General features: G+C 72.8%; 10 protein-coding genes. 4 read left to right on the top strand and 6 right to left on the bottom strand.

The annotated features are described in order from the left end of the window. Positions 1-218 precede the first annotated feature (218 nt). Positions 219-1439, top strand: a complete 1221-nt coding sequence (locus tag FOF52_RS09920; RefSeq protein WP_248593533.1) for an allantoate amidohydrolase — start codon at positions 219-221, stop codon at positions 1437-1439. A 139-nt stretch (positions 1440-1578) separates the two neighbouring features. Continuing rightward, positions 1579-2691, top strand: coding sequence for a GNAT family N-acetyltransferase (locus tag FOF52_RS09915; protein ID WP_341849829.1), 1113 nt, complete (start codon positions 1579-1581; stop codon positions 2689-2691). On the opposite strand, the gene FOF52_RS09910 is transcribed toward FOF52_RS09915, so the two are convergent. The 3 genes from FOF52_RS09910 to FOF52_RS09900 all read right to left on the bottom strand — a co-directional run bounded on the left by FOF52_RS09910 (position 2688) and on the right by FOF52_RS09900 (position 5141). Continuing rightward, a complete protein-coding gene (locus tag FOF52_RS09910) occupies positions 2688-4175 on the bottom strand; it encodes an amino acid permease (RefSeq protein WP_248593532.1) in 1488 nt (495 codons plus the stop codon). The two genes, FOF52_RS09915 and FOF52_RS09910, sit on opposite strands and share 4 nt — an antisense overlap. Before the next feature lie 207 nt (positions 4176-4382). Continuing rightward, a complete protein-coding gene (locus tag FOF52_RS09905) occupies positions 4383-4643 on the bottom strand; it encodes a hypothetical protein (RefSeq protein ID WP_248593531.1) in 261 nt (86 codons plus the stop codon). A gap of 216 nt (positions 4644-4859) precedes the next feature. Then, positions 4860-5141 carry a zf-TFIIB domain-containing protein gene (locus FOF52_RS09900; protein ID WP_282573989.1) on the bottom strand — a complete coding sequence of 94 codons (282 nt, stop codon included), beginning with the start codon at positions 5139-5141 and terminating at the stop codon, positions 4860-4862. A gap of 197 nt (positions 5142-5338) precedes the next feature. Here FOF52_RS09900 and FOF52_RS09895 point away from each other — a divergent pair, with 197 nt between their 5' ends. Further along, positions 5339-7594 carry a rhamnogalacturonan lyase family protein gene (locus FOF52_RS09895; RefSeq protein WP_248593529.1) on the top strand — a complete coding sequence of 752 codons (2256 nt, stop codon included), beginning with the start codon at positions 5339-5341 and terminating at the stop codon, positions 7592-7594. A 627-nt stretch (positions 7595-8221) separates the two neighbouring features. Further along, on the top strand, positions 8222-8626 hold the full coding sequence (locus FOF52_RS09890) for an SSI family serine proteinase inhibitor (RefSeq protein ID WP_248593528.1): 405 nt from the start codon (positions 8222-8224) through the stop codon (positions 8624-8626). A 62-nt stretch (positions 8627-8688) separates the two neighbouring features. Here the strand turns inward: FOF52_RS09890 and pgl are convergent, their stop codons facing one another. From pgl to zwf, 3 genes are all read right to left on the bottom strand, one after another. Beyond that, a complete protein-coding gene (gene pgl, locus FOF52_RS09885; RefSeq protein ID WP_248593527.1) occupies positions 8689-9477 on the bottom strand; it encodes a 6-phosphogluconolactonase in 789 nt (262 codons plus the stop codon). Beyond that, on the bottom strand, positions 9474-10400 hold the full coding sequence (locus FOF52_RS09880) for a glucose-6-phosphate dehydrogenase assembly protein OpcA (RefSeq protein WP_248593526.1): 927 nt from the start codon (positions 10398-10400) through the stop codon (positions 9474-9476). The genes pgl and FOF52_RS09880 overlap by 4 nt, the downstream gene beginning before the upstream one ends. Positions 10401-10551: 151 nt before the next feature. Continuing rightward, positions 10552-12081 carry a glucose-6-phosphate dehydrogenase gene (zwf, locus tag FOF52_RS09875; protein ID WP_248593812.1) on the bottom strand — a complete coding sequence of 510 codons (1530 nt, stop codon included), beginning with the start codon at positions 12079-12081 and terminating at the stop codon, positions 10552-10554. Positions 12082-12155: the final 74 nt, after the last annotated feature.

Raw genomic sequence — 12155 nt, 5'->3', positions numbered from 1 at the left:
CCACACTCCGGACACTCCCGTGCGGGCAGGAGGCGGCGGCCGTGCGCGTCCGGAGGGCGAGGTGCTACCACTGGAGTCCGAAGGACCGGAAGAACCACCGTCCCGGCACAGCGGCACGGGGCACTCGTCCGAGAGACGACCGGTCCGGGACACTGGGACCGGCGGTGCGCGCCGCCGCGGCCCGACAGTCAGGACCCAGCGACGATGAGGAGCGACCCGTGAGCGACACCTTCGACCGGTTGTGGGCTGGTCTCGCCCCGCTGGGACGCGACCGCACCACCGGCGGCTACCGGCGCCTCTCCTGGACACCGGTCGACGCCGAACTGCGCGCCTGGTTCACCGGCGAGGCCCAGGCCCGCGGAATGACGGTGGAGACCGACCGCAACGGCAACCTGTGGGCCTGGCTGGGCGAGGCGGGGCCCGACGCCGTCGTCACCGGATCGCATCTGGACTCGGTCCCCAACGGCGGCGGGTTCGACGGCCCCCTCGGCGTGGTCAGCGCGCTGGCCGCCGTCGACGAACTCCACCGGCGCGGACTGCGTCCCAGGCGTCCCCTGGCGGTCGTCGTCTTCGTCGAGGAGGAAGGCGCCCGCTTCGGCGTGCCCCGCCTCGGATCGCGCCTGCTCACCGGGGCCATCACCGCGGAACGGGCCCGCGGCCTCACCGACGCCGACGGCATCACCCTGGCGCGCGCCATGTCCGACGCCGGACTGGACCCCGAGCGCATGGGCGCCGACCCCGACCGCCTCGCCCGCATCGGCGTCTTCGTGGAACTCCACATCGAACAGGGCCGCTCCCTGGTCCACCACGGCACCCCGGTGGGCGTGGCCGCCACGGTCTGGCCGCACGGCCGGTGGCGCCTGGACTTCTCCGGCCAGGCCGACCACGCCGGGACCACCCGGATCGCCGACCGCAACGACCCCATGCTGCCGTTCGCCGAGACGGTGAGCGCGGTGCGCCGCGCCGCCGTCGAGCACGACGCCGTGGCCACCGTCGGCCGGGTGTGGCTCACCCCCAACACCAGCAACTCGATCCCCTCGCGGGTGCGCGCCTGGCTGGACGCCCGCGCCCCCCAGGAGTCCACGCTGCGCGCGGTCGTCGCCGCGGTGGACAGGGCGGCCCGCGTCTCCGCCGCCGAGCACGGGGTCAGCCTGAGCAGCTTCCAGGAGTCCTTCTTCCCCCGGGTCGACTTCCCCCGGGAGCTGTGCCACCGGCTGGCCTCCCTCGTGGGAGGGGACACGCCCGCGCCCCTGCTGTCCACCGGGGCCGGACACGACGCGGCCATCCTCGCCTCGGCGGTGCCCGCGACCATGCTCTTCGTGCGCAACCCCACCGGCATCTCGCACGCCCCCGAGGAGCGCGCCGACCCCGCCGACTGCCACGCCGGAGTCGCCGCCCTCACCGAGGTCCTCGCCGACCTCACCGGCGCGAAGGGGTGACCACCCGGGCCGGCCCGGACCGCTCCGGCCGTTGACCCGCACCACACCCCGGTTTCGTCCGGCTCTTACACCCGTGTATCACCCCCGAAACATCCGCCGCGCAGACTGGGGCCACCGAGGCGGGAGACCCTTGTCGGGGGTGGTGGAGATGGCGCTGTGGCGGATCCGGGTGGCGGTCGAGGACCGCCCCGGGGAGTTGGCCAGGATCCTCCGGGTCATGGCCGACCACGGAGGCAACGTGGTGGGGGTGTCCATCCACACCGACGCCGTCGGCGCGGTCGACGAGTTCGTCGTCGAGGTCCCCGGCTCCCACCACCGCTTGGTCGCCGACCTGGCCGAACACAGCCGGGACGGCGACGTCCTGGCGGTGCCCGCGGCCCTCCGCGACGTGGGCGACGACGTGACCCGTGCGCTGCTGCTCACCGCGCGGCTGCGGGCACAGCCCCATCGGCTGCCCGAGGTGCTGGGGGAACTCCTGGGCGCCGACGACGCCCGCTGGGCCGCCCTGGGCACGCCCGCCGTCCCGGACTTCCCCGAAGAGCCCGAGAGCGTCCTGCTGGTCCCGGTGGGGCCGCTGCGCGCCGTCCGGCTGCGCCGGGTGGACCGCCCCTTCACCTGGACGGAGTCGGCCCGCGCCGACGCCCTGGTGCGTTCGGTGCTGCCGCCCACCGGCCCGGCGCCCACCCGGGGGACGGCCGTCACCCACCGCGGGACCCGGCTGTTCGTGTGGCAGGTCGGCCCGGAGGACTCCGACGCGGTGCAGCGTCTGCACCGGCGCTCCTCCGCCGGGACGAAACACCGCCGCTACCTCTCCCCGGTCGACGAGTTGAGCCCCCGGCTCCTCAACGTCTTCTGCGACCGGGAGCGCGGGCTGACCCTGGCCGCCCGGCCCCTGGGCGGAGACGACCCCGTCGCACTGGCGCACCTGATGTACACGATGGACCCGGGCGTCGGCGAGATCGCTTTCCTGGTCGAGGACCTCTGGCAGGGCCACGGGATCGGCACCTGCCTGGCCCGGGTGCTCACCGCCATCGCCGCCGACTGGGGACTGGCCGAGCTGCGCGCCGAGACCGTGCCCGACAACGGGCCCATGTGCCGGATCATGCACCGGCTCGGTGCGACCGTCTCGCCGCCGCGCGACGGCGTCGTGCAGGCCCGCATGCCGGTCGCGGGCACCGTCCCGTCCCGGCGCCCGGGACGGCTCATGACGCTGCTCACCCAGGCCGGAGCGCCGGGCGGTCCGCGCCGCTAGGCGACCACACCCTCGTCCTCCTCGCCGGTGCGCTGCCGGGGAAGCACGGCGAGCCTGCTGCGGCGCATTCCGTAGAGCAGGTAGACGGCCACGCCCAGTGCCATCCACACTGCGAACCGCAGCCAGGTGAGCACGGTCAGGTTCATCATCAGCCACAGGCAGGCCAGCGCGGCCAGCAGCGGCAGCACCGGCGACCACGGCACCCGGAAGGCGCGCGGCAGGTCCGGGCGGGTGCGGCGCAGGACCACCACGCCCACCGACACCACCACGAAGGCGAACAGGGTGCCGATGTTGACCATCTCCTCCAGGGTGCCGATGGGCACCAGACCGGCCAGCAGCGCCACCGTTCCGGTGGTCAGCAGCGTCGTCACGTACGGTGTGCCGAACCGGGGGTGGGTGCGCGACAGCGCACGCGGCAGCAGGCCGTCGCGGGACATGGCGAACGCCACCCTGGACTGGCCCATCAACAGCACCAGGATGACGGTGGTGATGCCGATGACGCCCCCCAGGGAGATCAGTGTCGCGGCCCAGCCCGCGTCCACCGAGCGGAAGGCGTCGGACAGGGGGGCCTCCACGTTCAGTTCGGGGTAGGGGCGCATGCCGGTGACGACCGCGGCCACCGCCATGTACAGGACGGTCACGATGAGCAGGGACCCGAAGATGCCGACGGGGATGTCCCGTTTGGGGTTGCGGGTCTCCTCGGCGGTGGTGGCGACGATGTCGAAGCCGATGAAGGAGAAGAACACCACGGAGGCGGCGGCGATGACCCCCCACAGGCCGAAGGAGGTGGGGTCCAGGCCGAGCAGGATCTGGGTGAGGGTGCTGTCCCCCGCGCCCGTGCCGCCCGCCGGCGCGGGCGCGGCCGGGGGGACGAACGGCCTCCAGTTGGCGGGGTTCACGTAGGCGGCGCCCACGGCGATGATGAACAGCACGATGCCGACCTTGATCGCCACGACGACCGCGGTGACCCGCCCCGACAGCTTGGCGCCCAGCGTGCCGAGCCCGCCCAGCAGCAGCACGACGGCCATCGCCCCGAGGTTCACCGGATGGCCCGCCACCGGCACGGAGGTGGGGAGGCCGAACAGGTCTCCGGCGTACTCCGACCAGCCCACCGACACCACGGAGGCCGCCAGGGTGAACTCCAGGATCAGGTCCCAGCCGATGATCCAGGCGATGAACTCGCCCAGGGTGGCGTAGCCGAACGTGTAGGCGCTGCCCGCGACCGGGATGGTGGAGGCGAACTCGGCGTAGCACATGGCCGCCAGCGCGCACACCACTCCGGCGGCGAGGAAGGACACCACGATGGCAGGGCCGGCGTTCTCGGCGGCCTGCCGTCCGGTGACCACGAAGATGCCGGTCCCGATGATGACGCCGATGCCGAAGACGATCAGGTCGAGGCCGTTCAGGTCGCGGCGGAGGCGGTGGCCGGGTTCGTCGGTGTCCCTGATCGACTGCTCGATGCTCTTGGTGCGCCAGATGCTCAATGTTCTCCTGTCCCGTCTGCGTGCCCGGGGTGCGGGACCGTGCACGTGCGCCCCGCACTCCTGCGGGGATGGAAGATCGCTACCCACGACTGGGGCGGGAAAAGCCCAAGAAACGGCAAAGGCGGCCGGCGCCGCGGGAAGCGGCGCCGGCCGCCCGGCACAGCCGAGGAGCGCGCTGGGACTGTGTGCAGAGCGGCGCGGAGCGGATCAGCTCTCGGCCGGGGTGCTCTCGGCCGGGGCGGTGTCGGCCGCGACGGTCTTCTTGGCGGCGCGGCGGCGCTTCACCGGGCGGGAGTAGTCGAGCAGCGGCTCGAACCTGGTGTCGTAGTCCTTCTTGCACGCCTCGCAGGCGTCGACCTCACGGACCGTGCCGTCCCAGGCGAACTGGATGCTCTCGGTGGCCTCGACCTTCTCGCCGTTGACGGCGTGCGGGTCGCAGTACTTACGGGTGAAGACCTCGGTGACCACGATGCGGCTCCCCTTCGGTAGCGGTACGGGTACTGGCACCGTGATCATACACGCGTTCGAAAGCCGGGAAGGGCCTTCGCGCAGGCCCGGGCGGCGGGGCCGGTCCCCAAGAGACTAGCGGAGTTCGGCGCCCGTTGTGTCGGTTCTGTCGGGTTGTCGGGGCGGGGGCGTCGGGCGGGCGGAGCGGTGGGCTCCGCCCGGGAGGCCGCGGCGGCGCTAGTCGAAGATCTCGTCCAGGAAGCTCTGCTGACGTTTGCGCCGTTCGCCCTGGTAGTCCTTGTCGTGGTCGTCCTCGGGGTCGCTGTCGCGGCGGCGACGGCCCCCGCTGTAGCCGCCCTCGAAGCCGCGGCTCCAGCGGTGTTCGGCTTCGAGCAGTTCTTCCAGTTCACCGCGGTCGAGGAAGAGCCCCCGGCACTGGGAGCACTTCTCCACCGTCACCCCGGCGAGGGTCTGCCGTACGAGGGTTCCGGGACATTTGGGGCAGGAGATCTCGATCATGACCTCTCAGATTCCGCGGGCGTCCGCTCGGTTCCCTCGGAGCGGACGCTTTTTCCGGGGGGTCCGAGGGGAGGGGGGGAGGTAGGGAAAGCCCTTTCCTTATCGTGTCCGACATGTTACTTTCTGTGCACAAAGTTGTTTGGAAGCGATCCCCAACGCGGATTTCCTCCTGTCCCCGATCCCCACCGGGAGTTCCCGTGCACCGACCCCCCGACACCGGTAGACGCGGACCGGCACACGCCCTCGCAGCACTCACCGCGCTCGCGCTGTGCGCCGCCGGCACCACGGCCCTCAGCGGCCCCGCCCAGGCCGCCGCCGGATGCCGCGTCGACTACACCGTCAACCAGTGGAACACCGGCTTCACCGGCAACGTCACCGTCACCAACCTCGGCGGCCCCCTCGACGGCTGGACCCTGCAGTGGACCTTCCCCGCCGGGGAACGGCTCAGCCAGGGCTGGAACGCCGAGTTCAGCTCCTCCGGAGCCGACGTCACCGCCGCCAACACCGCCTGGAACGCCGCGATCCCCACCGGCGGCACGGTCAGCTTCGGCTTCAACGCCACCCACACCGGGACCGTCGGCGTCCCGCAGAACTTCACCCTCAACGGCACCGCCTGCGCCGGCCCCGGCGACCCCCCGGACCCGGAGGACCCCCAGGAGCCGGAGGAGCCCGGGGAGCCCACCACCCCGAGCGACCCCACCGGGGCCCGCCAGGCCGAACGGCTCGACCGCGGGCTGATCAGCGTGCGCAGCGGCAACGGCAACCTGGTGAGCTGGCGGCTGCTCGGCTCCGATCCGCGCGACGTCGCGTTCAACGTCTACCGCGGCTCCACCCGGCTCAACTCCGCCCCGCTCACCGCCGCCACCTCCTACCTCGACTCCGGAGCACCGGCCGACGCCTCCTACACGGTGCGCCCGGTCGTCGGCGGCGTCGAGCAGGCCGCCTCGGCAGCCTCCCTCACCTTCACCAACGGCTACCTGGACGTGCCCCTGCAACGGCCCGCGGGCGGCAGCGTCAACGGCTCCTCCTACACCTACGACGCCAACGACGCCAGCGTCGGCGACCTCGACGGCGACGGCCGCTACGAGATCGTCCTCAAATGGGAGCCCACCAATGCCAGGGACAACTCCCAGTCCGGTTACACCGGCCCGGTGCTCATCGACGCCTACGAACTCGACGGCACCCGGCTGTGGCGCATCGACCTGGGCCGCAACATCCGCGCCGGCGCCCACTACACCCAGTTCCAGGTCTACGACTACGACGGCGACGGACGCGCCGAGGTCGCCATGAAGACCGCCGACGGCACCCGCGACGGCACGGGCGCGGTCATCGGATCGGCCACCGCCGACCACCGCAACTCCTCCGGCTACGTGCTCTCCGGCCCCGAGTACCTCACCGTCTTCGACGGACGCACCGGCCGGGCCCTGGACACCGTCGACTACGTGCCCGCCCGCGGCAGCGTGTCGTCGTGGGGCGACTCCTACGGCAACCGGGTGGACCGCTTCCTCGCCGCAACCGCCTACCTGGACGGGCAGCGGCCCAGCATGATCTTCTCCCGCGGCTACTACACCCGCACCGTCATCGCGGCGTGGGACTTCCGCGACGGGCGGCTGACCCGCAGGTGGACCTTTGACACCAACAGCTCCACCAACGCCGGACGCGGCTACGACGGCCAGGGCTTCCACTCCCTGTCCATCGCCGACGCCGACGGCGACGGCCGCGACGAGATCATGTTCGGCGCGATGGCCGTCGACGACGACGGGCGCGCCATGTGGACCACCGGCTACGGCCACGGCGACGCCCTGCACGTCGGCGACTTCGTGCCGAACCGCCCCGGGCTGGAGGTCTACGGCGTCTCCGAGAGCTCCTCCCAGCCCAACGCCTGGCTCGCCGACGCGCGCACCGGATCGACCCTGTGGCGCACTGCCTCCGGCGGCGACAACGGACGCGGCGTGGCCGGTGACGTCTGGGCGGGCAGCCCCGGCGCGGAGTTCTGGTCCTCCCGCGTCGACGGCCTGCTCAACACCTCCGGGACCACCATCGGCCGCAAGCCCGGCTCGGCCAACTTCCTCGTCTGGTGGGACGGCGACCCCACCCGGGAGCTGCTCGACCAGACCCACGTCGACAAGTACGGCCCCGGCGGCGACACCCGCCTGCTCACCGGCAGCGGCGTGGCCTCCAACAACGGAACCAAGGCCACTCCGGCCCTGTCCGGGGACATCCTCGGCGACTGGCGCGAGGAGGTGGTCTGGCGCACCGCCGACAGCTCGGCGCTGCGTATCTACGCCAGCCCCCACCCGACCGACCTGCGCATCCCCACCCTGGTGCACGACACCCAGTACCGGGTGGCGATCGCCTGGCAGAACACCGCCTACAACCAGCCGCCGCACCCGTCCTTCCACATCGGCGACGGCATGGCGGCGCCGCCGTGGCCGGACATCCACCACCCCTGACCCCGGGACGCTGCGGGGCGGGCCGCCTCCGACGGACCGCCCCGCAGCTTTCCAGGAGTGCCGAACGGCCTGCGGCGGCAGCGGCGGAGAAGAGACAACGGAACCGTGGCGGCCGCGATCAAACGGAAAACAAAGTCCGAAGCCCTTTTCCGTGTTGTGTTTGTCATGTTACTCTCTGTTTTAGTTGGCGCTGGGAAACGTTGACTCGACCACGGTGCGTGTTCCCGGCGCCGCCGGTGCCCGCGGACCGGCCGGTTCCGTGATTCCTCCCCCGGGTGGCGCCGGAGACGATCCCGGCGCCCACAGGGCCGGTACCGCACTCCCCCCGACGCGAGCGCCCGCTGCGCCGTCGCTGCTGACCACTGCCGGGATGGGAGGAGAAAAAGGGGCGGACGACCCCCGGGTCGTCCGCCCCCTGTCCCAGCAGGTCCGCTCGGTTCAGGACCGGGACGCCGTCGGATCCGCCCCGGAGGACGCTCGAACGCCCGCGGTTCCGGTGATGACGGGTGGCTGCCCGCCGATTACAGTGGGTGTGTCGCGGGCCGTCCGGGGTGCGACGGATGCGGCCGGGACGGCGGAGCACCCGTGGCACGCTCTACCCGGTCCACCACAGTGGAAGGTTCTCCCATGCGTGTCCCGCCCCTGCGCCGAGCGGCGCTCTCCCTGGCCGTCGCCTCCTGCCTGCTCCCGCTCACCGCGGCCCCGGCGGCCGCCGACTCCCCGCCCGCAGCCTCCTTCGTCTTCATCACCCAGTACCTGGACGGTTCCGGGCACCAGTCGGTCCGCACCCTGGAGTGCGACCCCGACGGGGGAACCCACCACGCCGCGACGTTCGCCTGCGACGTCCTGCGCTCGGTCGACGGGGACTTGGCGGCCGTGCCCCCCCTCCACGACCCCTGCTATGCGGAACCCCAGCCGATGCGGGCCATCGCGGTCGGCTACTGGCACGGCCGACGCGTCCACCACGGACTGGTCGCAAGCGACCCGTGCGACCTCATGAGCCGCGGCGGCGGGGTGTTCCCGGTCCAGTAGGACGACCGGCGGCCCGGTGCGGCGGGTGCGCGCAGAAAGCGTGCGCCCGCCGCACCGGGCGGTCACATCGTGCCGGGGACGTAGAACCCCGGCGGCAGCGCCCCGGCAGCCTCCCGGTCCAGCAGGAACAGGGTGCGGGTGCGGCCGCGCGCCCCCGCCGCGGGCACCTGCACCGGCCCGGCCTGCCCCAACGCCAGACGGACCGCGTCGGCCTTGGCCGCACCGGCGGCGAGCAGCCACACCTCGCGGGCGGCGCGGATCGCGGGCAGCGTCAGCGAGAGCCGCACCGGCGGCGGCTTGGGCGAGCCGTGCACCGCCACCACGGTCCGCTCGGTCTCGTACATCGCGGGCCGTCCCGGAAACAGCGAGGCCACGTGCGCGTCCGGCCCCACCCCCAGCAGGCACACGTCGAACACCGGCACCGCGTCGCCGTACTCGGCGGCCTCCCGCAGTTCCTCGGCGTAGCGGCGCGCCCCCGCCTCCGGGTCGTCGCCGTCCACCCCGTCCGACGCGGCCATCGGATGCACCCGCTCGGCGGGCACCGGGACGTGGTCCAGCAGCGCGCGACGCGCCTGCGTCTCGTTGCGGTCGGCGTCGCCGGACGGCAGGAACCGCTCGTCGCCCCACCACACGTCCACCCGCGACCAGTCGATCGCGTCACGTGCCGGGGCGAGCGCCAACTGCTCCAGCACCGCGGTGCCGATGCCGCCGCCGGTCAGCACCAGGGACGCGGAACCGCGCAGCGCCTGGGCGTCCACCAGGCGGGTGACCAGGCGCGCCGCCGTCGCCTTGGCCAGCAGTTCCGCGTCGGACTGCACCACCACGGTGGGGGGATTGACGATCCGGCTCACGCCGACACCTCCGCTCCGCTCAACCGCTCCGCCATGAACTTCGCGGTCATCTCGTACATTTCGTCAGAGTCCAGGTGGCGCAGTTCCTCGGCGAGGTACTCGGCGATGCGGCGCCGCGACAGCGCCACCGTCTGCGCCGGACGCCCCGGACGGTGCAGGGTGGCCACCCTGCCGTCCTTGCGGCTGACGGTGATGGGGCCCTCCTCGGTGGTCAGGACCGCCTCGGTGATGCCGGGTCCGGTGGAGGTGCGGCGCTGCGCCGGGACCTCCAGACGCTGCGCCAGCCACGCGGCCAGCAGGTCGGCGCTGGGCAGGTGCTCCTCGGCGGCGACCTCCGCACCGGTGACCCAGCCGCACGACTGGTCCATGGTGGAAGCCAGCAGGGAACGCCACGGCGTGGTGCGGGTCCAGGCCAGGTCGGTGTCGCCGGGATGGTAGTGGCGGACGCGCTCCAGCAGGTCGGCGACCGGGTCGGCGGCCCGGTGCGAGTCGGTGATCCGCCGGTTGGCGAGCCGCCCCACCGGGTCGGCGACCGGGTTGGCCGGGCCGATGCCCGGCCACCACGCCACCACCGGGGTGTCGGGCACCAGCAGCGGTGTGACCACCGAGTCGGCGTGCTCGGCGAGCGGTCCGTACAACCGCAGCAGCAGGGTCTCGCCCGGACCCGACGTGCCCGGACGGCGGATCTCGGCGTCGATCGCCGGTTCGGTGTCGGGATCGCGCAGGATCAGCGCGATCACCCGGCTGGGGTGTTCGCGCCCGGCCTCGGTGGCGGCCTGCAGCGCGTCGTAGTGGTCGGTCTCGTCGGTGACGATGACCAGGGTCAGGACGAGGTTCATCGCGCCGCCGCCGACACTGCGCCGCTCGGCGGCCAGCGCCTCGGTGATCTGCGCGGTCGTGGTTCGCGGAAGATACAGGGTCAACGGTCCTCCCCGGGACGGGTCGCCCGATGGTCCACGGGCGCGGGACCCGCGTGGCGGAGCGGGCCCCGACGGCGGCTGGCTGACGGGTGGGGGAGAGGGCTCCCCCCGCCCCGGGGACTGGCCGGGGCGGGCGGCGTCCCCGCGGCCCGCGTCACGGCCTGCGCCACTGGCGGCCGTCGCGGGCCAGCAGTTCGTGACCGGAACGGGGACCCCAGGTGCCCGACTCGTACGGTTCGGGGCGGCCGCTCTTGGCCCAGAACTCCTCGATCGGGTCGAGGATGCGCCACGACAACTCCACCTCCTCCTGGTGGGGAAACAGCGGCGGGTCGCCGATGAGCACGTCCAGGATCAGCCGCTCGTACGCCTCGGGGCTGGCCTCGGTGAAGGACTCGCCGTAGCTGAAGTCCATGCTGACGTCGCGCACCTCCATGCTGGGGCCCGGCACCTTGGAGCCGAACCGCAGCGTCACCCCCTCGTCCGGCTGGATCCGGATGACCAGCGAGTTCGCGCCCTGTTCCGCGGTGGCGGCGTGGTCGAACACCTGGTTGGCGGTGGGCTGGAAGACCAGGGCGACCTCGGTGACCCGTCGGCCCAGCCGCTTGCCGGTGCGCAGGTAGAACGGCACGCCCGCCCAGCGGCGCGTGTTCACGCTCAGTTTCACCGCCGCGTACGTCTCGGTGGTGGAGTCGGGGGAGATGCCGTCCTCCTCCAGGTAGCCCGCCACGCGCGCGCCGCCCTGCCACCCGGCGGCGTACTGGCCGCGCGCCGTGCCGGCGGCCAGGTCCTCGGGCAGCCGCACCGCGGAGAGCGCCTTGACCTTCTCGGCGCGGATCGCGTCCGCGGTGAACGACAGCGGTTCCTCCATCGCCACCAGCGCCAGCAGTTGCAGCAGGTGGTTCTGGATGACGTCGCGCGCCGCACCGATGCCGTCGTAGTACCCGGCGCGCCCGCCCACCCCGATGTCCTCGGCCATGGTGATCTGCACGTGGTCGATGTAGGAACGGTTCCAGATCGGTTCGAACAGGGTGTTGGCGAACCGCAGCGCCAGCAGGTTCTGAACGGTCTCCTTGCCCAGGTAGTGGTCGATGCGGAACACCGAGTGCGGCGGGAACACGTCGTCGACGAGGGCGTTCAGCTCCTGGGCGCTGGCCAGGTCGTGGCCGAAGGGTTTCTCGATGACCACACGCCGCCAGGAGTCGCCGGAGGCCTCTGCGAGCCCGCTCCGCTTCAGCTGGGTGAGCACGGTGGGGAACAGCTTCGGCGGCAGCGACAGGTAGAACGCGTAGTTGCCGCCGGTGCCGCGGCTGGCGTCCAGTTCCCGCACGGTGTGCGCCAGTTCGTCGAACGCGGCGTCGTCGTGCAGTTCGCCCGACACGAACCGGACGCCCTCGCTGAGCTGGCGCCACACGTCCTCGCGGAACGGGGTGCGCGCGTGGGCGCGCACCGAGTCGTGGGCGACCTGCGCGAAGTCCTGGTCGGCCCAGTCGCGGCGGGCGAAGCCGACCAGGCCGAAGCCGGGCGGCAGCAGGCCCCGGTTGGCCAGGTCGTAGATGGCGGGCAGCAGTTTCTTGCGGGACAGGTCGCCGGTCACCCCGAACAGCACCAGCACACTGGGGCCCGCGATGCGCGGTAGCCGCCGGTCCAGCATGCTGCGCAACGGGTTGGGGACCGCCCCCGGCATCACCGGTTCTCTCACGTCGCCGTCCTCCCTGGTCGAGTTGCGGTCGTGGCTGGTCCGGCGGGCGCCGCCGCGGC

Origin of the sequence: Thermobifida alba, assembly GCF_023208015.1 — a bacterium.
Lineage (GTDB): Bacteria > Actinomycetota > Actinomycetes > Streptosporangiales > Streptosporangiaceae > Thermobifida > Thermobifida alba.
The sequence above is the reverse complement of the archived record's forward strand: the minus strand, read 5'-3'. Positions and strand labels throughout refer to the sequence as shown.